This window comes from Actinoplanes sp. ATCC 53533 (genome assembly GCF_003947245.1).
This window is the reverse complement of sequence record NZ_QHHV01000059.1, coordinates 137,509-160,037: the sequence shown is the minus strand read 5'-3', so window position 1 is coordinate 160,037 and position 22,529 is coordinate 137,509. Positions and strand designations below refer to the sequence as shown.

Below are 22,529 nucleotides of genomic sequence, written 5' to 3'. Positions count from 1 at the left end.
GCCCGACGGTGGTCCGCGCGCCGATGCTCGCGCCGGGCAGAATGATGCCGTGCGGGCCGAGTGCGGCCCCCGCGCCCAGGGTCACTTCATCCATGCTCATCACACGATCATGGAACAGATGGGTCTGCACCACACAACCGCGGTTCACCGTGGCGCCGTCGCCGAGCCGGACCAGGTCGTATTCGGGCAGCCAGTAGGTCTCCAGCCACACGCCCCGGCCGATCTTCGCACCGAGGGTGCGCAGCCAGGCCGTGAGCAGCGGCGTGCCGGTCGCGAAGCGGACCAGCCACGGCGCGGCGAGCACCTCGACGAACGTGTCGGCGAGCTCGTTGCGCCACACGAAGGAGGTCCACAGCGCGCGGTCGGCGGCCCGGAACCGCCCGACCAGCAGCCACTTCGCGGCCGTCGCGGTGGCGGCGGCGACGATCGCCGCGCCGAGCACCACCGGCCCGGCGGCGAGCGCGGCGGCCCAGGGCCCGGCGAGCTGCCACATGAACGCGAGCGCGGCCAGGACGCCGACCGCGAGGGCGGCGGCGCACATCACCGGGATGATGCGGCACAGCTCGATCGCGGCCCGGGCCAGCTTCAGCCGGAACGGCGGATCGAAGGTGCGGCTGGTGTCGGCCGACTCGACGGTGCGGCGCAGCGGCATCGGCGGTGCGCCGAGCCAGGACGAGCCCTTCTTCGCCTTGCGCGGCGCCGACGACAGCACGCCGACGAGGCCACGCTTGGGCACCGAACGGCCGGGCGCCGCCATCCCGGAGTTGCCGAGGAAGGCCTGCTTGCCGATGCGGGCCGGGGCGACCCGCAGCCAGCCGTGACTCAGCTCGTATGTGGCGACCATGGTGTCGTCGGCCAGGAACGCCCCGTCGGCGACCGTGGTCATCGCCGGCAGCGCGAGCACCGTGGACGCCTCCACCCCGCGCCCCACCTTGGCACCGAGCAGCCGCAGCCACACCGGCGTGAAGAGGCTGGCGTAGAGCGGGAACAGCCCCACCCGGGCCATGCCCATCAGCCGCTCGGTCGCCCACACCTGCCACGCCACCCGCCCCCGCACGGGGTGGTATCCGGCGCGCAGGCCGATGCTCAGCGCCCGGACGGCGACGAGCACCAGCAGCGCGTAGCCGACGACATAGCCGATCGTGCCCACCGCGACGGCGGCCAGCACGGTGCCCGCGGACGGCCGGACGGCGACCGTCCAGCCGAGCAGGGCGAGCGCCGGCAGGGCGGCCACGACCGGCACCAGCCCCAGCAGCTGCGCGGTCAGCCCGTACGCGGCGGCCCAGAAGGGTGACCACAGCCTTGAGCGCGGGGGACGCTGCGCGGGCCACGCGGCCTGGTCCTTGGCGGCGGGCGCCGCCGGGGAGCCGGCCCAGCGCTGGTTCGCCGGCACGGCGCCGGCCACGGTCGAGCCGGCGGCGATCCGCGCGCCCTTGCCGATCCGGGCGCCGGGCATCAGGGTGCTGCGGGAGCCGACCCGGGCGCCCGCGCCGATGCGCACCTTGCCGATGCGCACGACATCGCCGTCGACCCAGTGGCCGGACAGGTCGACCTCCGGCTCGATCGCCGCGCCGCGGCCGAGCTTGAGCAGGCCGGTGACCGGCGGCGCGGAGTGCAGGTCGACGTCGGGGCCGAGCTGGGCGCCGAGCGCCTTGGCGTAGGTGATCATCCACGACGCACCGGCGACGCTGGTCGCGCCGGTCAGCTCGGCGAGCCGCTCGGCGGCCCACAGCCGCAGGTGCACGCTGCCGCCGCGCGGGTAGCTGCCCGGGCGCACGCCGCGCAGCAGCAGCCGCGCTCCCCCGGCCGCCACGGCGATCCGGCCGAGCGGGCTGAACAGCAGCGCCCAGCCCAGCGCCAACCACCACCAGGACACGGCCGGCACCCACGGCGCCGGGGCGACCAGGGCCAGCACGTTGCCGAGCGCGGCCAGCACGGTCAGCCAGCGGAGCCCGACCAGCGCGAGCATCGGCAGCAGCAGCACGGCCTGGACCAGCCCCGCCCGCCGCGGGGTCGGCCGGACCGCACGCCGGGTCGCCGTCGAGCCGTCGAGCGCGTCGAGCACCGCCGCGAGCCGCGACAGCCTCGGGTGCAGATAGATGTCGCCGACCGAGACCCGCGGGTGCCGGTGCCGGATCCAGGCCACCAGCTGCGCCGCGTTCAGGCTGCCGCCGCCGTTGTTGAAGAAGTCGGCGTCCGCCTCGGTGGGCCGTACGCCGAGGATCTCCTCCCAGCCGCCGGCGAGCCACCGCTCGGTCTCGGTCAGCTCGGCCGCCGCGTCCTGCGCGGTGGCCAGCGGCCAGGGCAGCGCGGCCCGGTCGACCTTTCCGGAGGTGCGGGTCGGCAGCTCGTCCACCACGGCCAGCAGCGGAACGAGCGCGGCCGGCAGGTGCTCACGGATCCGCAGCGCGGCCGCCGTGGCATCGAAATCGGCGCCCTCACCCGGCACGACGTATCCCACCAGGAGCTGATTGCCGGCGGCGGTGCGTTTGACCGCGGCGGCCGCGCCCGCGACGCCGGGCAGCCCCTGCAGCGCGGCGTCGACCTCGCCCAGCTCGATCCGGCGCCCGCCGAGCTTGACCTGCTCGTCGCCGCGCCCGAGGAACAGCAGCCCCTCGGGCTCCGCACGGACGATGTCTCCGCTGCGGTATGCCCGGCCCCAGCCGAGCGAGGGCAGCGGCGCGAACTTCTCGGCGTCCTTGCGCGGGTCGAGGTAGCGGGCGAGGCCCACGCCGCCGATGACCAGCTCGCCCGTCTCGCCCATCGCGACCGGCTCGCCGGACTGGTCGACCACCGCGAGCTCCCAGCCGGCGAGCGGCAGCCCGATGCGCACCGGCCCCTCGCCGGTCATCCGCGCGGCGCAGGCGACGACGGTCGCCTCGGTCGGCCCGTAGGTGTTCCAGACCTCGCGCCCCTCGACGGCCAGCCGCTCCGCGAGCTCCGGCGGGCAGGCCTCCCCGCCGAAGATCAGCAGCCGGACCTCCTCCAGCGCCTCGACCGGCCACAGCGCGGCGAGCGTCGGCACCGTGGACACCACGGAGATGCGCTGCTCGGCCAGCCACGGGCCCAGGTCGACGCCGCTGCGGACCAGCGACCGCTCGGCGGGCACCAGGCAGGCGCCGTGCCGCCAGGCCAGCCACATCTCCTCGCAGGACGCGTCGAACGCCACCGACAGCCCGGCCAGGACCCTGTCCTGCGGGCCGAGCGGCTGGTCGGCGAGGAACAGCCGCGCCTCGGCGTCCACGAAGGCCGCCGCCGCGCCGTGGCTGACGGCGACACCCTTCGGGGTGCCCGTCGAGCCGGACGTGAAGATGATCCAGGCGTCGTCGGCCGGTCCGGGACGGCCGGTCCGGCCCTCGGGGGTACGGCGTAACGACACAGCCAGGCCGTCACCGAGCACCGCGGAGACGCCCGCCTCGACGAAGACGAGCTCGGCGCGTTCCTCGGGATCGTCCGCGTCGACCGGCACGTAGGCGGCACCGGCCGCGAGCACCCCGAGGATCGCCAGATACAGCTCGGCCGTGCCGGAGGAGATCCGGACGCCGACCCGGTCGCCGACGCCGATCCCGTGCCCGGCGAGCAGCCCCCGCACCGCGTCGACCTCATCGGCCAGCTCACGGTAGGTCAGCACGGTGGCGCCGCTGTCGAGGGCGCGGGCGGTCGGGTGCGCCCGCACGGTCTCGTCGAGGATGTCGACGAGGGTGCGGCGTGCCGGGGCTTGCGAGGAACGGAACACCGCCGGGGCGACGATCGGAGGCAGCGTGACAAATCGCAGATCAGTCGTCACGGTCACCGGGCGTGCACCATCTTCACCTCACGGGTCAGCGTCACCCAGGCGTGCGGCATACGGACCCGCCCTGAGCAGCCCTCAACGCTACGTCGGATGACCGCGAAACCACGGCGGAACTGCGAATTCGTGTCCACCGCCACAGCGCCGGGGCGGCGACCCGCCGCCCCGGCGCCGCCGGCTCAGACGTTCACCGTCGCGGTCAGGGTCGCCACATAACCGCTGGTCACGCCGCCGGTGAGGGTGGCCATCTGCCCCGCGGCCAGGTCGTCGCCGAAGACCATGTCGCCGGCGAGGGTGATCCGGCTCAGGTTGGTCACGCTCTGGCTGTAGCCGGTGGTGGCGTACACCGCGGATGACGCGTCCTTGGGCAGGGCGATCTGTGAGGTCTTGGCGATCAGCCCGGAACTGGTGGTGGCGGCGGCCAGCGAGCGGTAGACCTCGAAGTGGATGTGTGGCCATCGGCCGGCGTAGCAGCCGGGGTAGATGCTGGTGAAGGTGACCGTGCCGGAGGAGTTGGCGACCTGGATACCGCGCAGATAGTTCTGGTTGGTGACGCCGCTGGAGTAGAGCGAGTAGCGGCCCTCGCGGTCGCAGTGCCAGGCGTAGACGGCGGCGCCGGCCAGCGGCGCGCAGCTCAGATTGAGCAAGGTGAGCGAGAAGGTCAGACCGATGCCGCCGGCGATGCCGGTCGCCCCGCCGAACGAGGAGCGGATGTCGCTGCGGACGACCCCGGAGATGGTACGCACGTTGGGACCGTTGGTGCCGTCGGCGGGGTAGGGACCGGCGGTCTCGGAGTCGACCTCGGCCGCGCAGGCCGCCTCGGCCGCCGTCGGGTCGGCGAACACATGGCCGCCGACCGCGGTGAGCACGCCGGCGCCGCCGAGCGCGGTCAGCATCCGGCGACGCGACATGGTCCGCAGGTCGAACTGCAGGCCCTTGTCGTGCACGGCGGCCACGTACGCGTCGTTGTCTGGTCGCATCGGTCGTCCTGGCACGATCGCCTCCTTGCGAGCGGTAATGGGACCGTCGCATAGAAGCATCTAAATCTATGAATGAGCTGTGGATGTGCGGCGGAGTACATTTACAGACTTCAATGCCGAAACTGGAGGTCGAGATCATGCGCCGCAAGCTCGCCTTGTTCAGCACGCTGATACTCAGCGTGGGCACGATCGCCGTCGCACAGCCCACCCAGGCGCTCCCAGGCGCTCTCCGGAGCCCGGACCTCAGCAACCCCGAGGTCGTGGCGACGGGTCTGACCGTACCCTGGGGCCTGGGATTCCTGCCGGACGGCAGCGCGCTGGTCGCGGAGCGAAACAGCGCCCGCGTCCTGCGGCTGCGGCCCGGCAGCGCACCCGCCGTCGTCGCCACCATCAGCGGGGTGGCACCGGCCGGCGAGGCGGGCCTGCTCGGCCTGGCGGTCTCGCCGACATACGCCCAGGACGGCTTCGTCTACGTCTACTTCACCGCCGCCTCGGACAACCGGATCGCGCGCCTGCGGCTCGACGCGCCGCAGGACCAGCGGGTGATCCTCAGCGGCATCGCCAAGGCCAGCATCCACGACGGCGGGCGCATCGCCTTCGGCCCCGACGGCATGCTGTACGCGGGCGTGGGCGACGCCAGCAACACCGCGAGCGCGCAGAACCAGCAGAGTCTCAACGGCAAGATCCTGCGGATGCGGCCGGACGGCGGCGTGCCCACGTCCGGCAACCCCTTCCCGGGCTCCCTGGTCTACAGCATGGGCCACCGCAACGTGCAGGGCCTGGCCTGGGACGGACAGGGCCGGCTGTACGCCTCGGAGTTCGGCCAGAACACCTGGGACGAGGTGAACCAGATCGTGGCCGGCGGCAACTACGGCTGGCCGACGGTCGAGGGCAGCACCGGCGACACCCGCTTCCGCAACCCCATCGTCGTATGGACCACCGCCGAAGCCTCGCCCAGCGGCGCCACGATCGACGGCAGCACCCTCTACGTCGCCGCCCTGCGCGGCCAGCGGCTCTGGTCGGTCCCGCTCAACGGCAACGGCGGCGCCGGCACCCCGACCGCACTGCTCCAGGGCCAGTACGGCCGGCTGCGCACCGCGGAGCGGGCCCCCGACGGGTCCCTGTGGATCACCACCAGCAACCGGGACGGCCGCGGCAGCCCGGTGGCCGCCGACGACCGGGTGATCCGCTTCCCCGCGACCAGCTGACCGGCGCGCCGACCGAGAGATCGTTGTCGACCAGCACGAGCACGACGAGGAAGCCGAGGCGCGCGGCAGTCGGCCTCCCGGCGATCAGCCCGGTCGGCAGGGCGGGTCGTAGCCGACCCCGGGAAAATAGGCCTCCCACTGCCGGGCGCTGACGGGGGTCTCGGCGAGCGCGCAGATCCACTCCGCCGCCCGGCCCGGATCGACCGGCGCCCAGCCGCCGGGCAGCTGCCACAGCGCCGCCGTGTCGTCGTCGCTGCCAGTGACGAGGGCACGGCCGTCCGGGCTGACGGCGACCGAGGAGACCACCTCGACATGTCCCTCCAGCGAGGCGATCTGCCGGTAGGCGCCGGGCCGGGACACGTCCCACAACCGGGCGGTCCTTTGGTCCTCGCCCCGCGGTGGCGACCGCGCGGCCGTCCGGGCTGAACGCGACGGATCGCACCACCCCGCGATGGCCGGAGAGCCGGCCCGTCGCCCGGCCGGTGGCCGCATCCCAGATCATGACGGTCTCGTCCTGGCCGCTGGAGGCCAGGGCGGAACCGTCCGGCCCGAAGGCCACCCAGGTGACCGGCGCCCGGTGGCCGGTCAGGAACCGCGGATGCCGCGGATCGGCGAGCTTCCACAGCCCGACCCGCCGGTCGAAACCCCCGGTCGCCAGCTCGCCGCCGCCGGGGCGGAAGGCCACGGTCACCACCGTGCTCGTGTGCCCGCTGAGCGTCGCGACATGGGCGGGAGCCTGCGGGTTCGCGACGTCCCACAACCGCACCGTACGGTCGGTGCTCGCCGTGGCGAGGCGGCGGCCGTCGGGGCTGAAGGCCACCGAGTTGACGTCGTCGGCGTGCCCGCCGAGCACGGCGAGCAGCACCGGCCGCCGGGGTTGCGAGACGTCCCACAGCCGGGCGGTGTGGTCCCAGCCGGCGGTGGCCACCACCCGCCCGTCCGGCCGGAAGACCGCGTCGTTCACGGTGCCGGCATGGCCCGTGAGCACCGCGTACGGCGTGGGCCGGCGGAGGTCCGCGACCTTCCACAGCCGCGCCGTGCCGTCGTGCGAGGCGGTCACGACCAACCGGCCGTCCGGGCTGAACCGCACCGAGTTGACGTTGCCGGCATGACCGGCGAGGCGACGGCCGTTCGGGAACGGCACGGCGGCGAGCAGGCCGGACCGTGCCTCCGCGGTCGGCGCCAGCCGGTACGCCGCGAGGCTGAGCTGCGCGGCGAGGACCGGTTGGGTGGGGCGCAGCAGGGCCGCCTTGGTCGCCACCACCTCGGACAGGGCGGTGTCGCGCTGGACGGCGGCCGACCGGCCGGCCACGATCGCATATCCCGTGGCCGCCACCACGAGCACGAGCAGCACGCTGAGCAGGGCGACGGCCCGGCGCAGGCGGCTCCGGCTGCGGCGCGCGGCGATCCGGTCGGCCCGCTCCGCCGCGGAACTGGCGGTCAGGAACTCCCGCTCGCGGCGGCTGAGCGCGGCGCCGTCACGCGCGGCCCACTCCTGCGCCCGGGCCAGCCGCACACCCCGGTAGAGGGCCCCGCGGTCGCGGTGGACCGCCTGCCAGGCCTCGGTCGCCGAGGTCAGCTCCCGGTGCAGCCGCAGGCCGTCGCGGTCCTCGGCCAGCCAGTCCCGCAGCCGCGGCCAGGACCGGATCAGCGCCTCGTGGGAGATCTCGATCGCGTCGCGGTCGACGGCGATCAGCCGGGCCTCGGCGAACCGGCCCACCACCAGGCGCGTGTCCGGGTCGTCGTCCAACTCCTCGGGCGAGATGCGGCGCTTGGTGTCCTGCGTGCCGTCGCCGACGGCGGTCAGCCGCAGCATCAGGTGCTTCGCCGCCCCGCGCGCGGCCGGGGGCAGCCCGGACCAGACGGATTCGGCCGTCTTGCTGAGCGCGCCGTCCATGCCGCCCGCCGCCCGGAACCCGTCCAGCGTCAGCGTGTTGCCCCGGCGCCGGCGCCAGGTCTCCAGCAGCGCGTGCGACAGCAGCGGCAGCACGCCGATCTGGCCGGTGGCCTGGGCGACCAGTTCGGTCAGCAACGGCGTCTCGACCGCATACCCGAGCCGTACCGCCGGCTGGGTGACCGTCCTGCGCAGCTCGTCCGCGGTCATCGGCCCGACGATCACCTGGCCGCCGCGCAGGATCTCGGCCAGGCGCGGAAAGGCGGTGCAGTGGGCGTAGAAATCGGCCCGGACGCCGAGCACGACCCGGCAGCATCGCCGGGTGTCGGCCGCCGCCTCGCACAGCGAGTCGATGAACAACTCGCGCTCGCCCGCGTCGGTGGTCAGCGTGAAGATCTCCTCGAACTGGTCGATGACCAGGACCGATGTGGTGCCCTCCGGCCGCGCGGACAGCGTGTGGCGCACCACCCGGTGCAGGCCGCGCCGATCCGTGGCCAGCTCGGCGCGCACCGGGCCGGGCAGCCGGCCGTCGAGCCGGGACAGGGCGATCGCGCATTCCTCGACCGGGTCGGCGCCGGGGGTGAACAGGACGACGGCGTGCCGCGGGTCGGCGCGCAGGCGTGGCAGCACGCCGGCGCGCAGGAGCGAGGACTTGCCGGCGCCGGAGGCGCCGAACACCGCCACCACGCTCTGCCGGCGCACGGCGGTGAGCACCTCGGCGACCAGCGCCTCCCGGCCGAAGAACCGGTCGGCGTCGTCGGCCTGGAACGCCGCCAGGCCGACGTACGGCGACCCGGCTTCCCCCGCCGGCCAGTCCGCCGGGAGATCCGGCGCCAGCTCCCGCGCCACCTCATGCCAGCGCCGCTCCCACTCCTCGCGGTCGCCGTCGCAGGCCGTCACGTAGGCGAGCACCACCCCCAGGGTGGGCAGCTTCCGGCCGCCCGCGGCCCCGGACAACGTCGAGACCGAATAGTGCGTCCGCTCGGCGAGCTCCCGGTACGTCGGGTTGCCGGCCTTGCGCCGCAGCCCGCGGAGATCGCCGGCGAGTCGCACGAGCGGCGTGTCCCCGGGGTCCAGCGGCCGCTCGCTCCGTGGCACCGTTTCGCCCTTTCCCGTCGACGACGCCACCATCGTCCTGCGAGGGGGGTCGGCGGGAGGCGTGACTGTCGGATCAATGTCGACAACCAGCGCGCTCCTGCTCTCTCGGATGCCTCCGCAACCGCATGACAGCGAAGGTTGTAGATGTAATCATGGTTTGGTGGATGAAGGCTCAAGCAACAGCCCGAACCGCCTGCTCCTGGTGGAAGACGATCGCGCCCTGGCCGAGATGCTGGCCAACACGTTCACCGCGGACCGCTACACCGTCGACGTCGCGCACGACGGCCAGCACGGCCTGCACCTCGGGCTGAGCCAGCCGTACCAGGTCATCATGGTGGACCGCCGGCTGCCGGCCATCGACGGGCTCGAGCTGGTCCTGCGCCTGCGCCGGCGCGCCGTCAGCTCCCGGATCCTGATGCTGACCGCCCTCGGCGAGACCGCCGACCGCATCGACGGCCTCGACGCCGGGGCGGACGACTACCTCACCAAGCCGTTCGAGGTCGCGGAGCTGCTGGCGCGGGTCCGGGCGCTGGGGCGCCGGCTGTTCGACGAGGCCCAGGACATCCCGCTCGGCCGGGGCCGGCTCGACCTGCGGCAACGCGACGTACGGCTGCCGGACGGCGGGCGGGTGGACCTCACCGGCCGCGAGTTCGCGCTGATCCGGTCGCTCGCGATCCGGCCCCGCACGGTGTACAGCCGGGGTCAGCTGCTCAGCCTGGCGTTCCCCGACGCCACCGGGGAGTCGATCGTGGACACCTACGTGCACTATCTCCGGCGCAAGCTGGGCAACGGCGTCGTCCGCACGGTGCACGGATGGGGATACCAGGTCGGCGCGCTGTGACGTATGCCCGGCGCGACCCGGACCAGCGGTTGCTGCGCAGGACCCGGATCGTCCTGGCGGTCAATCTCACCGCCGCGATCAGCTGGGTCGTCCTGCTGGTCGGCGGCATCGCCTACGTCGTCACGACGCAGCAGCAGGAGGGCGTCGCCGACCGCTATCTCGGCCTCGCGATGCACAAGGGAACCGTCCCCGGCATCCAGTACTCCTGCCTGTGGTTGTTCATCGTCCGGAACGGCGAGGTCGAGGGGGCCGACCAGGCTCCGCCGGGGCTGCCGCTGCGCGGCTCGATCCTCGCGGTGGCGACCAGCGGGCTCCCGATGGAGGAGTCGTTCAGCCGCAACGACACGGTCTACCGGGTCCGCACCGAACGGCACGGCAACGTGGTGCGGCAGGCCGTGTTCGACGACGCGTACCTGCGGGAGAACCATTGGCACCTGTTCGGCGCGCTGGTGATCGCCGGGCTGGTCGGGATGGCCGGCGCGGCGGCGGCCGGCACCCGGCTGTCGCGGCGCGCCATCGCGCCGCTGGAGGAGGCCCTGGACCGGCAACGCCGGTTCGTCGCCGATGCCAGCCACGAGCTTCGCGCCCCGCTGACCCGCCTGCACACCCGGACCCAGTTGCTCCTGCGGGGCGCGCCCACCCTGCCGCAGCCCGTCGTGGCCGAGCTGCGCCAGCTGGCCAGGGGCAGCCGGGAACTGAGCGAGGTGGTGGACGACCTGCTGGCCAGCGCCCGGCTGAGGTCGGGCCGGCCGGAATTCGAGCGGGTCGACCTGTCGGCCCTCGCCGCCGACCTGATCGCCGCGGAGGCCGGCCGGCTGGGCGAGCACGAGCTGGTGGCCCACCTGGCGGTGCCGGAGTCCGGCCTGGTCGTCGCCGGCATCGAGGCGTCGCTGCGCCGGATGCTCTCCGCCCTGGTCGACAACGCCATCGGGCACGGCAGGCCGGGCGGCAAGATAGCCATCGGCATCACGGCGGTGGACGGCGGGCGGACCGTGGAACTGGTCGTCGCCGACGACGGAGCCGGGCTCGACCCGGCCCGGCGGCACACCATCTTCACCCGCTTCGTCCGCGGCAACACCGGCCGGGGCCAGCGCCACGGCATCGGCCTGGCGCTGGTCCGGGAGGTCGTCGAGGATCACCGCGGAACGATCACCGCGGAGGGCGAGCCGGACAACGGCGCGCGCTTCACCGTCCGGCTGCCCGCCGCGAGACGCTGACGGGCGAGTTGACCTCCATACATCGTCCTGCGATGCTACGTCCGACGTAGTAGAGGGAGGTCGCATGTCCGGGCTCACCGAGTTCGGCCGGTTCTCGGAACCGGCGTTACTCATCCTGATCAGCCTCGCCGAGGGCCCCAAACACGGGTATGCGATGCAGGACGACATCGCCGCCCTCATCGCGGAGCGCCCCGGTCCGGGCACGCTGTACGGCGCGATCCGCCGCCTGGAGGAACAGGGATTCATCGAGGCGCTGCCGGCGCTGGAACGCCGCAAGCCCTATCAGCTCACCGACAACGGCCGAGCGGTGCTGCACACGGAGCTGGCGCGGATGCGGGCGGTCGCCAGCACCGGACTGCGCCGGCTGGCTCTGCCGTGAACCGCGCCATCCGGCTGGTCCTCGCCCTCTACCCGCGTTCCGTCCGGGATCGGTACGGTCCGGAGATCGCCGACCTGCTCGCCCATTCCCGGCGGCCGGTGCGCGACCTGGCCGACGTGGCCCGGTGCGCGCTCGCCGAACGGGCGCGGGCGCTCACGTATGCGCGGCTGCGCCCCCACGTGCACGCGGCGACCGGCCTGCTCGCCGCGCCCATGGCCTTCGCCGGTGCCTACCTCATGCTCTTCTTCCTCTGTGGATGGTTGTTCGTCGCCGTTGCCGCCGTTGCCGGCTCATCGGTGGGCGACGAGGCCGGCCACATCCTGCCTGCGGTGGTGACCCTGCCGGTCGCAGCCGGGGCGATCTGGCTGGCGGGGCACGCGCGGCTGCCGTTCACCTCGGCGCTCGCGCCGGCCGGGCTCGCCGTCGGCGCCCTGCCGTTGGTGCTGCTCCTCACCGATACGGGCAGGTGGGCCATGGCCGCCGCCCTCGGCTGCTGGTGGGTGGCGATCAGCGCGCTGTCCACAGTGGCGGTCGCCCTGGTCCGCCGGGGACGCCGGCATCGCGCGGTGCTGACGATGGCGCTCGGCGGCGTGCTGGCATGCGAGCTGGCGTTCTCCTGGTACGGCCTGTCGGTGTTCGGTTCGGCAGCCGTGGCCGTGGGCGCCTACCCGGTCACCACGCTCGGCATCGACCCGACCGTGATGGGCGACCCGGCCGGGCGGGTGGCCGATGCGATGACGATCATCCCCGCGTTGCTCACCAGCTGCACCGCGTACGCTCTCGGGCTCGCGACCACCGCGCGGACCGGCACGACGACGGCTTCCCCGGCGCCCGGACCCCGTTGATCAAGGAGCCTCCGGAACGGCGGCGCCGGGAGCTCTAAGAAGAATCTAAGACGCATTTGCAATCTTCGATCCGAGGGCCGCGACACCTACGCGGCCACGATCGGAGGGACGCGATGAATCAGCCGCCACCCCGGCGTGCCGGGTCGACTCTGACCATGGCGCGCCCGCAGCGTCACCCGGGCACGGAGACCACTCAGCTGCTGGATGCTCTCCCGGGCCCGGATCGCGAACTGTTCCGGCGCTTCGGCCACGGCCCGGTCGAGGCCGTGCCGCACTCACGCGTTCACCACGCGTTCGAGCGGCACGCCGCGGCCCAGCCACACGCGATCGCGGCGGAGCACCTCGGCGAGACGATCACCTACGGCGAACTGGACCGGCAGGCGAACCGGCTGGCGGCAATGCTGGCCCGGCACGGCGTGCGCCCCGGCGACCGCGTCGGGCTGTTCACCCGCCGGTCGATCCCCATGCTGGTCGGGCTGTTCGCCACGCTGAAGGCCGGGGCGGCGTACGTACCGCAGGACATCGCCATCGCCCCGCGGGCACAGTTGAACCACGTCGTGCGCACCGCCGCCACGAGGGTGATTCTGACGCAGTCGAGCACCATCGACGCCGTGCCGGCCGATGCCGGGCACATCCGCATCGCCATCGACGCCGTCATGGCGCAGCCCTTCGCTCCGGCCGACGACCACACGTTCTTCCGGCCGGTGCGACCGATCGATCCCGAGCACGGGTGCTACGTGTTGTTCACCTCCGGCACCACGGGACCGCCGAACGGGGTGACCGTCACCCACCGCAACGTCTGCAACATCCTGCTCACCGAGCCCGGTTCCCTCGGCATCCGGCCCGGCTGGCGGGTGGCCCAGCTGCTCAACATCGCCTTCGACATGGCCGCGTGGGAGATCCTGGGCTGCCTGAGCCACGGCGCCACGCTCGTCATCCGGGGCGGGGACATCGCCGCGGCGGCGCGCGGCGTCCAGGTGCTCATCGCGACGCCGACCGTGCTCGCGTCGATCGACCCCCGGCAGTGCCGCGACATCCAGGTCGTCGCCGTCGCCGGCGAGCCTTGCCCGCGGCCGCTGGCCGATCGCTGGGCGCGCGCCTGCACCTTCTACAACGCCTGCGGCCCCACCGAGACGACCATCGTGAACACGATGCAGCGCCACGACCCCGCGGCCGCCCGGCTCACGATCGGGCGGCCGACACCCAACAACACGGTGTACGTCCTCGACGAGGACGGCCGCCCCTGCCCGATCGGGGACACCGGTGAGATGTGGGCCGGCGGGGACTGCGTGTCCGCCGGCTACCTCGCCAACCCCGACCTGAACGCCGAGCGGTACGCCCCCGATCCGTTCCTCGGTGGCGGGCGGCTCATGTTCCGTACCCGGGATCTCGGCCGGTGGACCCCGGACGGCCAGCTGGAGCACCTCGGCCGCACCGACGACCAGGTCAAGGTCCGCGGCTTCCGGGTGGAACTGGACTCGGTCACCGCCGTGTGCGAGACCGTGCCGGGATGCGGCCGGGCGGTGACCCTGAAGCTCGACGACGACCTGGTGTGCTTCGTCAGCCCGGCGCACGTCGATCCGGGCGCGGTGCGGGCGGCCGTCGCCGCCGCCCTGCCGTACTACTGCACGCCCGCGGCGGTGTATCCGCTGCCCGTGTTGCCGGAGACCGGCCGCGGCAAAGTCGACAAGGCGGCGCTGCGGCACCTGGCGCTCGCGTTCGGGGCCGTCGCGCGGGACGCGGCATGACGCCGGCCCGGGTCGCCGCCGAGCCGGCGCCGTTCACACCGGATATCGCGTTGCCGGCACAGACCTCGCGGTGCCGGCGGGTGCTCAAGCATCCGCGGCTGATGCACCACAACCGGCTCGTCGCGCTTGTGCTGGCCGCGAACCTGGGCGTGCTCTGGCTCGCGCCGGCGGTGGCCGGCACCACCGCCGGCCTGGCCGACGCGGCCCTGGCGAACTTCGCGGTGGCCATCCTGATCCGTCAGCAGTACGTCATCAACCTGCTGTTCCGGCTCGCCACCAGCGCGCCCACCCGGTGGCCGCTGCGGCTGCGCTGGACGCTGGCGAAGGTCTACCACTTCGGCGGGCTGCACGTGGGCGGCGCGGTGGCGGGCACGCTCTGGTATCTGGCCGCCACCGCCTCGCTCACCGCCGACGTGCTGCGCAACCCGGATGCCAGGTCGCTCGCCGCGCTCACCGCCTCGTATGCGGCGGTGGCGCTGCTCCTCGGGATGGTCGTCACGGCGGTGCCGCCGCTGCGGGCCCGGCGGCACGACAGATTCGAAAAGACCCACCGGTACGGCGGCTGGGCCGCGCTCGCGCTGCTGTGGGCGCAGACCGTCCTGCTGCAGTCGTCGGGCGTCTGGGTGCTCGCCGTGTTGACCGTCAGCATCGCGTTGCCGTGGCTGCGCCTGCGCCGGGTGCGGATCGGCGTCGAGCGGCCGTCCGCGCACGTCGCCGTGGTGCGGTTCGACCACGGGGTGACGCCCTTCGCGGGCTCGTCCACCGCGGTGAGCCGGGATCCGCTGCGGGAGTGGCACTCGTTCGCGAACGTGCCCTCCCCCGGGCAGGCCGGCTTCCGCCTGACCATCTCCCGGGCCGGCGACTGGACCGGGTCGTTCATCGACGACGCGCCGACGCACGTCTGGGTCAAGGGCATCACCACGGCGGGCGTGGCGAACATCGAGACCCTGTTCACCCGCGTGGTGTACGTCGCGACCGGCAGCGGCATCGGACCGGTCCTGCCCCATCTGCTGGCGAAGCGGGTGCCCGCCCGGCTGGTCTGGTCCGCGCGCAGCCCCCGCGAGACGTACGGCGACGCGTTCGTCGACGAGATCCTCGCCGCGGAGCCCGACGCCACCATCTGGGACACCGCCGAGCGGGGCAAGCCCGACATGGTCCGGCTCGCGTACGCCGCGTACCTGCTCTCCGGCGCGGAGGCGGTCATCTGCATCTCGAACAAGAAGCTGACCTGGCAGGTTGTCCACAGCCTCGAACGGCGCGGCATCCCGGCGTACGGCGCGATCTGGGATTCCTGACCCCACTCACCGGAAGGACTCGACATGAATCTGAAGATCGAACGGAACGAGCGGGTCGTCACCGTGCGCCTGCACCGCCCCGAGGTGCTCAACGCGCTCAACACAGACCTGATGACGGAACTGGTCGAGACGCTGCGGCCGATGGACCGCGATCCCTCGGTGGGCTGTTTCCTGATCACCGGTTCCGAGCGGGCGTTCGCGGCCGGCGCCGACATCCGCGAGATGGCGTCGAAGTCCTTCGCCGAGATGATGGCCGAGGACTTCTTCGCCGGCTGGGAAGGCTTCGCCGCGCTCCGTACGCCGAAGGTCGCCGCGGTCTCCGGCTACGCGCTCGGCGGCGGCTGCGAACTGGCGATGATGTGCGACCTGATCATCGCCGCCGACACGGCCAGGTTCGGCCAGCCGGAGATCACCCTCGGGGTGATACCCGGCATCGGTGGCACCCAGCGCCTCACCAGGCTGGTCGGCAAGGCCAAGGCCATGGACCTCATCCTCACCGGCCGCCCGATGGACGCCGAGGAGGCCGAACGCTGCGGTCTGGTCTCCCGGGTCGTCCCCGCCGGCCGCCTCCTGGCCGAGGCGACCGCGGCGGCCACGACGATCGCCTCGCACAGCAAGCCGGCGAGCATGATCGCCCGGGAGTGCGTGGACCGGGCCCTGGAGGTCGGCCTGCGCGAAGGCATCCTGTTCGAACGCCGGAACTTCCACGCGCTGTTCGCCACCGAGGACCGCAGCGAAGGGATGCGGGCCTTCCTGGAGAAGCGCCCGCCGCGCTTCACCGGCTGGTGACCGCTGTGCGGGCCGGTGGGTTGACCGGTCCGCGAGTCTTGATCGCCGCCGAGCCTGCTGGTTGGCTGGCCGGCATGACTGAGCTCGGACCCATCGCCTGGCCGCCCACGCCGATCCGGACCGCGAGGCTCGTGCTCCGTGAGTCCGAGACCCGGGACCGCGCGGCGTTCGTCGAGCTGCTGGCGTCGCCGGAGGTACACACCTACCTCGGCGGCGCCCGGCCGCGGGAGGAGCTTGAGCGCGAGATGCCCGGGGCGCCCGAGCGGTGGCCCGGGAGTTTCGTCGTCGATCTCGACGGGACCATGATCGGCCAAATCCTGCTCAGGAGAGCAACGGGGCACCGTCGCCAGGCCGCCGCGGGGAAGGCCGATCTCGGCTACCTGTTCCTGCCCCGGGCGTGGGGATTCGGGTACGCCGCCGAGGCGTGCGCGGCGGCACTCGACTGGTTCGACGGCGCCCTGCCCGGCGAGCCGGTGGTGCTCACCACCCAAAGCGCCAACGTCGCCTCGATGCGCCTCGCGGCGAAGCTGGGGTTCACCGAGGTGGAGCGGTTCCAGGCCTGGGGCGCCGAGCAGTGGCTCGGCCTGCGGTCCCCGGTCACGCCGTGGCAGACGACGCTCCATAGAGGACAAATCTTGCATTGACGGCCGGCCGCCTGGTGCAGCAACCTGTACCCAGCTTCTGCCGAAGGAGATCTGTGGCCGCGACCGCCCGGCGGGTTTCCGCCGCCCTGGTATTGGTAGTCACCGCAGCGTTGACGACAGTGCCCGCCGCACCGGCCTCGGCCGCGCCACCCGGGACCGCCTTCCTGACCGGGCGTTATGTCGTCACGCTGGCCGGTGCGCCGCTGGCCAGCTACCAGGGCGGGGTGGCCGGCATGGCCGCCACCAAGCCGGCGACCGGCGCGAAGGTCGATGTGGCCGGCGCCAACTCGCGGCGCTATCGGGGATACCTGAGCGACCAGCAGGACCGGCTCGCGGCCTCGGTCGGCGCCAAGGCCACCCGGCACTATGCCGTCGCGGCCAACGCCTTCGCCTCGACGCTGACCGGCCCGCAGGCGCTCAGACTCGCCCAGTCCGCCGGTGTGCGGTCGGTCGTGCCGGACACTCTGCAGAAGGTGACCGACGACCGAAACTCCACGGACTTCCTTCGATTGTCCGGAAGGAACGGTGTCTGGGCGGCGCTGGGCGGCGCCGCCAACGCGGGCAAGGGCACCGTGGTGGGCGTCATCGATACCGGCGTATGGCCGGAGAGCGCCTCGTTCGCCGCTCCCGCGCTGGGCACCGAGCCACCCACCCGCCGGGACCCCTTCCGGCCGTACCTGCGGGGCGCCAGCACCACCATGGCCAAGGCCGACGGCACCACCTTCACCGGGACCTGCCAGGCCGGCCAGCAGTTCACGGCCGACCTGTGCAACACCAAGCTGATCAGCGCCCGGTACTTCGGGGACACCTGGACCCAGGTCGTCCCGCCGGACCGGCGGGCCGACTACCTCTCCCCCCGCGACGGCCTCGGCCACGGCACGCACACCGCCTCGACCGCGGCCGGCAACGCGAAGGTGCACGCGACGGTCGACGACATCGACTTCGGCACCATCTCCGGGGTGGCCCCGGGCGCGGCCGTCGCCGTCTACAAAGCGCTGTGGCAGGGCACCGACTCGACCTCCACCGGCGGGTACACCAGCGACATCGTCGCCGCGATCGACCAGGCCGTGGCCGACGGCGTGGACGTCATCAACTACTCGGTCGGGAGCATCTTCGAGTCCGCGCTGAGCAGTCCGATCCAGCAGGCGTTCCTGGCCGCGGCCGAGTCCGGCATCTTCGTCTCCGCCGCTGCCGGCAACGCCGGCCCGGACCCGTCCACACTGGACAACACGGCTCCCTGGGTGACCACGGTCGCGGCCAGCACCGTCGCACCGCACTCGGGCACCGTCACGCTCGGCAACGGTGCGAGCTACACCGGCATCAGCACCTCGGTGACCAGGGCAGTCGGCCCGGAGCCGCTGGTCACCAGCACGGCGGTGAGGTACCCGGCCGCGTCGGCCGCCGATGCCGCCCTGTGCCAACCGAACACCCTCGACCCCACTCTGGCCGCCGGCCGGATCGTGGTCTGCGACCGCGGTGTCAACGCCCGGGCGGCGAAGTCCGCCGAGGTGAAGCGGGCCGGCGGGGCGGGCATGGTCCTGGTCAACCTGACCGATCTCGAACTCGACGGCGACGTGCACACCGTGCCGACCGTGCACCTGAACATCCCCGGCTCGCTGGCGGTACGGGCGTACGCGGGCACGACCGGCGCGCAGGCGACCCTGACCCCGGGCGGCACCACCGTGCCGTACCCGCAGGTCGCCGGCTTCTCCTCGCGCGGTCCGTCGGTGATCAACCACGGCGACCTGCTCAAGCCGGACATCGCGGCGCCCGGCGTGTCCATCCTCGCCGCGGTGGCGCCTGCCACCAACAACGGCCGTGCCTTCGACTTCCAGTCCGGGACGTCGATGGCGGCGCCGCACATCGCCGGCCTCGCCGCGCTGTACCTCGCCCGGTATCCGGCCATGTCCCCGATGGCGGTCAAGTCGGCCATGATGACCACCGCCACGGACATCCGGACCGCCACCGGCGCGGTCTCCACCGACGTGTTCGCGCGGGGGGCGGGTGAGGTGACGCCGGCCCGGATGTTGCGTCCCGGCCTGGTGTACGACTCATCCGAGGCGGACTGGCTGGGCTACCTGGCCGGCCAGGGCATCGACACCGGGGTCAAGCCGATCGACCCGAGCGACTACAACACGTCGGCCATCGCGATCGGCCAGTTGCTCGGCTCGCAGACCGTGACCCGGACAGTCACCGCCATCCAGCCGGGCGTGTACCGGGCGCGGATCAATGTGCCCGGCATCAAAGCGAAGGTGAACCCTCCAGTGCTGCGGTTCACCAGGCCGGGACAACGCAAGCGGTTCGCGGTCACCTTCACTCAGGACACTGCCCAGTCCGGGGTCAACACGGCCGGAAGTCTGGTCTGGTCGGGCGCCGGGACCACCGTACGCAGCCCGATCGCGCTGACCCCGACCAGCGCGCTCGCGCCGGCCTCGGTGACCGGCAGCGGCGCTTCGGGCACGGTCTCCTACGCCGTGACGCCCGGCCTGCCGCGCTTCCCGATCACCGCGTACGGCCTGGCCGCCGGCCCGTCGCAGGCCGGCAGCGTCTCCGCGTCCACCGGCAACGCGGCCGATCAGGAGAAGGACTACGTGGTGACGGTGCCCGCGGGCGTCAAGGCGCTGCAGTTCAGCGCCCGCACCGACGACCCCGACGCGGTCCTGGGCATGGCGCTCGTCCACATCGTCGACGGCCAGTGGCAGCTGGTGGACATCTCCTCCCAGCTCAAGGCGGACACGCTGATGACGGTGCCGAACCCGGCACCCGGCGACTACCTGGCCGCGGTCGTCGTCCTCGCCGACCGGCCCGGCACGACCGCCACGCCGTACCACTTCCAGTTCACGCCGGTGACGGCGGCCGATCGGCTCGGCGCGTTCTCGGTGACTCCGACCAACCCGAAGGCCGTGCCGGGCACGCCGCTGACCGTCACCGGGAGCTGGTCCGGAGTCGATCCCGCCCGACGCTACGCGGGCTACATCGAGTATCCGCTCGGCCTCGGCACAGTCGTCACCGTCGGCTAACCCTCAGCCCCTGCCCGGCCGGCGCCGGGCGGGCTCTTTCGGCTACAAAAGAAGCCGCCGACCCGGCCGGTGGTTGCGGGTAGGAACGGCACGGGGTACGACTGAGGCCGAATGTCACGGAAGGAATCCGATGACCGGGGAAGATCTGCTCGCGTACTGTCTGGCCAAGCCCGGCGCCTGGCGGGACGAGCCGTGGGAGAACGACGTGGTCGCCAAGGTCGGCGCGAAGATCTTCGCGTTCCTCGGCTCGGAGGCGACGTCGGTCGGCGTCAAATGCGGCAAGGACAGGGACGCCGCGGACGAATGGCTGAAGCGCTACCCGGACGACGCCACCGTGACGGCCTACATCGGGCGGTACGGCTGGAACACCCTGCGGATCGGCGGCGGGATCCCGGACGACGAAGTCCGCGAAGCGGTGGACGCTTCGTACGAGGCCGTCGTCCGGGCCCTGCCCAAGAAGGACCGGCCGGTTTAGATCAGCAGTAAATTGTGCCGCAGTACATGAACGTGAAGGCATGAGCAGTTCTGGTCGCGGTCTGCCCGCCCTGCGAGTAGGTGACCGTGACCGAGACCGTGCTGTCCGTGGAGCTGCCGGGAAGCGCGACCGCGCAAGTGGAAGAGGTTGCGGTGCACCCGCCGACGATCGACGTGTAGTCGCCGGCGATGGCCCAGGAGTAGGTGTAGTCACCCGAGGTGTTCTGAACGGCGAACGCCGCGTTGTACCGGCTCGACGGCTTGGAGTTGGTGCAGAGGGTCTTATAGGTGAGGACGGTGCCCGGCGAGAGGCGGCAGCCGAAGGTCTCCTGGCCGAACGCCGCGGCGGGCGATGCGGTGGCCAGGCTGAGCGACGCCGCGGCCAAGGCGCACCCGGCGACGGCGGACAGCGCGGAACGAATGCGTGGATTCACATCGGTCTCCGTTTCGGAACGGGCAACAGTGCCGGTAATCATGGTCGGCCCGCCACGCACCCGGAGGCCATCCTGGACAAGGCTGGACAAGGCTGGACACGGAGGCGCCTGATCCTCGCACCTACCGCAGAGGGTTGACGCCGCCCGGCGTACCACGCTGGTTGGAGACGAAGGTCAATCCGTGGCGGGATGTCCGGTGGCATTCGCGTGGATACGTTGTCAGCCAGCCGAGCACGACACCGCTTTCCGTGGAGACGATGATGCGATCCGGATCCGCATGAGGATGTCGAGTGCGCTGATGCTTGTTGCTCTGGGCGTCGGACTGACCGGGTGCACCGATGGCACAGACCCGGGTGCCAGGGCCACCGTTCCCGCGGTGACGAGCAGCCCGTCCGTGGCGACGGGCATCGGCGGCCCACCGGCGTCGGCGGTTCCCGCGACGGGATTCACCCGGGATGGCTTCTATGTCACCCACTCCTTCAACCCGATCCGGTTCCGGACGCAGATGCTGCGGATCGAGCGGTTCCCCGACTATTCGGTCCTCCGCTTCAAGGTGACCAACCTGGAGGAGAGACAGGAGTCCGGACTGTTCCTGTTCGGTGGCGGGGCGTCCGGGGGTTTCGGCGGGTTCAACCTCGTCGACTCGGTGAACCGCAAGATGTACTCCTCGCTGCGGGCCGGCAACGCCTATGGGAGCGCCTTCGGGAGCACGGACACCTGGTTCCAGCCCGGCATCGCCTATGAGGGCTTCGTCTACTTCCCCGCCCTGCCCACGACCGTGCCCCGGATGACGGTGCTGAGCTACGGGAGCCCCGGTCTGTTCGCCGGAATCCCGGTCGTGGACGGAACGGAACCGCCGCGAGCCGCCACCGAGCCGCCGGTCCCGCCGGGTCCGTCGCCGATGTTGGAGTCGGTCCTGCCCCAAGGAACCGTCTGGCGGTCTTCCGCCGACCTGGTGGGGATAACCGAAAGCGACGTGCGGTCCACGACGACCGGCGCGACCGAGGAAACGATCGGGCTCCGCACCGACGTGCTGTTCGCCTTCGACTCCGCCACCCTGTCCGCCAAGGCCAAGACCGTCCTCGACGAAGTAGCCGCCGAGACCCGGGCCAAGGCCGACCCCGCGAAGCCGCCGATCGTCGTGACCGGCCACACCGACTCCAAGGGCGCCGACGCCTACAACCTCAAGCTCTCCCGGCAACGCGCGAACGCGGTCCAGCACCAACTGCGGACCCGCCTGGGCGACGGCTACCAGTACCGCGTATCCGGTCTCGGCGAATCCAAACCGATCGCCGAGGAAGGCGGAGCGGATGACGAACAGGCCCGGGCCCGCAACCGCCGGGTAGAGATCTCCTACCAGATCAAGCAGACCACCCCGGAAAGCACGACCACGACCACCACGCCGGCAACCCGACCCGCGACGAGCCCGATCGCACCGCCCGCCCAGTTCCGACTCGACGACCGGACCGTCACCGAACGAACCGCCACGATCGACGGCGTGGGATACCGGCTGAAGGTCCCCCCGACCTATCGCGACGGCGCCTATCTGGTCGTCCCCCTCGAGTTCATCCGCGACAAGCCGCTGCCCGCAGGTCGACCACAGACAACGTTCAGCGACCTGATGAGCGGCTGCGCAGGCAACTACACCGACATCAAGGCCATCGACCCCACGACCAAGATCACTCAGGCCAGGGTCGAGATCGGCACCCGGCCGGACCGCACCCCCTACTGCCTCGACGGCGCCGGCGGCGGCACCGCCCCGAACATCCCCGTCCAGTCCTACGTCTACCTTCCCGCCCCCGCCGCAGGCACCACCACGATCACCCTCGACGCCGGCCCCTTCGGCATGATCGACAACGTTCCCGTCGAGTAA

The 22,529-nt window shown here is 72.5% G+C and carries 15 protein-coding genes and 2 pseudogenes; 12 read left to right on the top strand and 5 right to left on the bottom strand.

Going from position 1 to position 22,529, the window contains the following annotated elements:
* Positions 1–19 precede the first annotated feature (19 nt).
* Together DMB66_RS20575 and DMB66_RS20570 are read right to left on the bottom strand one after the other, a co-directional pair.
* Positions 20–3,631, bottom strand: a pseudogene (locus DMB66_RS20575) (Pls/PosA family non-ribosomal peptide synthetase); the annotation flags it as partial.
* Between the two features lie 338 nt (positions 3,632–3,969).
* Positions 3,970–4,770, bottom strand: coding sequence for an intradiol ring-cleavage dioxygenase (locus DMB66_RS20570; protein ID WP_125805723.1), 801 nt, complete (start codon positions 4,768–4,770; stop codon positions 3,970–3,972).
* Between the two features lie 113 nt (positions 4,771–4,883).
* Here DMB66_RS20570 and DMB66_RS20565 point away from each other — a divergent pair, with 113 nt between their 5' ends.
* On the top strand, positions 4,884–5,978 hold the full coding sequence (locus DMB66_RS20565; RefSeq protein ID WP_199752524.1) for a sorbosone dehydrogenase family protein: 1,095 nt from the start codon (positions 4,884–4,886) through the stop codon (positions 5,976–5,978).
* Between the two features lie 84 nt (positions 5,979–6,062).
* Here DMB66_RS20565 and DMB66_RS65955 read toward each other — a convergent pair whose 3' ends face one another.
* A complete protein-coding gene (locus tag DMB66_RS65955) occupies positions 6,063–6,470 on the bottom strand; it encodes a hypothetical protein (RefSeq protein WP_370318858.1) in 408 nt (135 codons plus the stop codon).
* Positions 6,382–9,003: pseudogene (locus DMB66_RS20560) on the bottom strand (hypothetical protein); the annotation flags it as partial. The pseudogene DMB66_RS20560 and the gene DMB66_RS65955, both read right to left, overlap by 89 nt.
* A gap of 127 nt (positions 9,004–9,130) precedes the next feature.
* On the opposite strand from DMB66_RS20560, the gene DMB66_RS20555 reads away from it, so the two are divergent.
* From DMB66_RS20555 to DMB66_RS20510, 10 genes are all read left to right on the top strand, one after another.
* Positions 9,131–9,811, top strand: a complete 681-nt coding sequence (locus DMB66_RS20555; protein ID WP_233624727.1) for a response regulator transcription factor — start codon at positions 9,131–9,133, stop codon at positions 9,809–9,811.
* Positions 9,808–11,028, top strand: a complete 1,221-nt coding sequence (locus DMB66_RS20550; protein WP_158647298.1) for a sensor histidine kinase KdpD — start codon at positions 9,808–9,810, stop codon at positions 11,026–11,028. Before DMB66_RS20555 ends, DMB66_RS20550 begins: the two co-directional genes overlap by 4 nt.
* 64 nt (positions 11,029–11,092) lie before the next feature.
* On the top strand, positions 11,093–11,407 hold the full coding sequence (locus tag DMB66_RS20545) for a PadR family transcriptional regulator (RefSeq protein WP_125805720.1): 315 nt from the start codon (positions 11,093–11,095) through the stop codon (positions 11,405–11,407).
* A complete protein-coding gene (locus DMB66_RS20540; RefSeq protein WP_125805719.1) occupies positions 11,404–12,252 on the top strand; it encodes a hypothetical protein in 849 nt (282 codons plus the stop codon). The genes DMB66_RS20545 and DMB66_RS20540 overlap by 4 nt, the downstream gene beginning before the upstream one ends.
* A gap of 155 nt (positions 12,253–12,407) precedes the next feature.
* Positions 12,408–14,000, top strand: coding sequence for an amino acid adenylation domain-containing protein (locus tag DMB66_RS20535; RefSeq protein ID WP_233624726.1), 1,593 nt, complete (start codon positions 12,408–12,410; stop codon positions 13,998–14,000).
* On the top strand, positions 13,997–15,295 hold the full coding sequence (locus tag DMB66_RS20530; RefSeq protein WP_125805717.1) for a hypothetical protein: 1,299 nt from the start codon (positions 13,997–13,999) through the stop codon (positions 15,293–15,295). The genes DMB66_RS20535 and DMB66_RS20530 overlap by 4 nt, the downstream gene beginning before the upstream one ends.
* 24 nt (positions 15,296–15,319) lie before the next feature.
* On the top strand, positions 15,320–16,084 hold the full coding sequence (locus DMB66_RS20525) for an enoyl-CoA hydratase (protein WP_125805716.1): 765 nt from the start codon (positions 15,320–15,322) through the stop codon (positions 16,082–16,084).
* 74 nt (positions 16,085–16,158) lie between these two features.
* Positions 16,159–16,728, top strand: coding sequence for a GNAT family N-acetyltransferase (locus tag DMB66_RS20520; RefSeq protein WP_125805715.1), 570 nt, complete (start codon positions 16,159–16,161; stop codon positions 16,726–16,728).
* A 53-nt stretch (positions 16,729–16,781) separates the two neighbouring features.
* Complete coding sequence (locus DMB66_RS20515; RefSeq protein WP_125805714.1) at positions 16,782–19,748, top strand: S8 family serine peptidase; 2,967 nt, start codon at positions 16,782–16,784, stop codon at positions 19,746–19,748.
* A 130-nt stretch (positions 19,749–19,878) separates the two neighbouring features.
* The gene (locus tag DMB66_RS20510) at positions 19,879–20,223 is read left to right on the top strand and encodes an MmcQ/YjbR family DNA-binding protein (protein WP_125805713.1); all 345 of its coding nucleotides are present in this window, start codon (positions 19,879–19,881) and stop codon (positions 20,221–20,223) included.
* 1 nt (position 20,224) lies between these two features.
* Here the strand turns inward: DMB66_RS20510 and DMB66_RS20505 are convergent, their stop codons facing one another.
* Complete coding sequence (locus DMB66_RS20505; RefSeq protein ID WP_125805712.1) at positions 20,225–20,656, bottom strand: hypothetical protein; 432 nt, start codon at positions 20,654–20,656, stop codon at positions 20,225–20,227.
* 376 nt (positions 20,657–21,032) lie between these two features.
* On the opposite strand from DMB66_RS20505, the gene DMB66_RS20500 reads away from it, so the two are divergent.
* On the top strand, positions 21,033–22,529 hold the full coding sequence (locus DMB66_RS20500) for an OmpA family protein (RefSeq protein WP_158647297.1): 1,497 nt from the start codon (positions 21,033–21,035) through the stop codon (positions 22,527–22,529).

Coding starts and splice junctions, on each gene's coding strand:
- DMB66_RS65955 (WP_370318858.1), bottom strand. CDS start 6,470: ATGCGGCCACCGGCCGGGCGACGGGCCGGCTCTCCGGCCATCGCGGGG.
- DMB66_RS20565 (WP_199752524.1), top strand. CDS start 4,884: ATGCCGAAACTGGAGGTCGAGATCATGCGCCGCAAGCTCGCCTTGTTC.
- DMB66_RS20545 (WP_125805720.1), top strand. CDS start 11,093: ATGTCCGGGCTCACCGAGTTCGGCCGGTTCTCGGAACCGGCGTTACTC.
- DMB66_RS20530 (WP_125805717.1), top strand. CDS start 13,997: ATGACGCCGGCCCGGGTCGCCGCCGAGCCGGCGCCGTTCACACCGGAT.
- DMB66_RS20520 (WP_125805715.1), top strand. CDS start 16,159: ATGACTGAGCTCGGACCCATCGCCTGGCCGCCCACGCCGATCCGGACC.
- DMB66_RS20535 (WP_233624726.1), top strand. CDS start 12,408: ATGGCGCGCCCGCAGCGTCACCCGGGCACGGAGACCACTCAGCTGCTG.
- DMB66_RS20525 (WP_125805716.1), top strand. CDS start 15,320: ATGAATCTGAAGATCGAACGGAACGAGCGGGTCGTCACCGTGCGCCTG.
- DMB66_RS20510 (WP_125805713.1), top strand. CDS start 19,879: ATGACCGGGGAAGATCTGCTCGCGTACTGTCTGGCCAAGCCCGGCGCC.
- DMB66_RS20570 (WP_125805723.1), bottom strand. CDS start 4,770: ATGCGACCAGACAACGACGCGTACGTGGCCGCCGTGCACGACAAGGGC.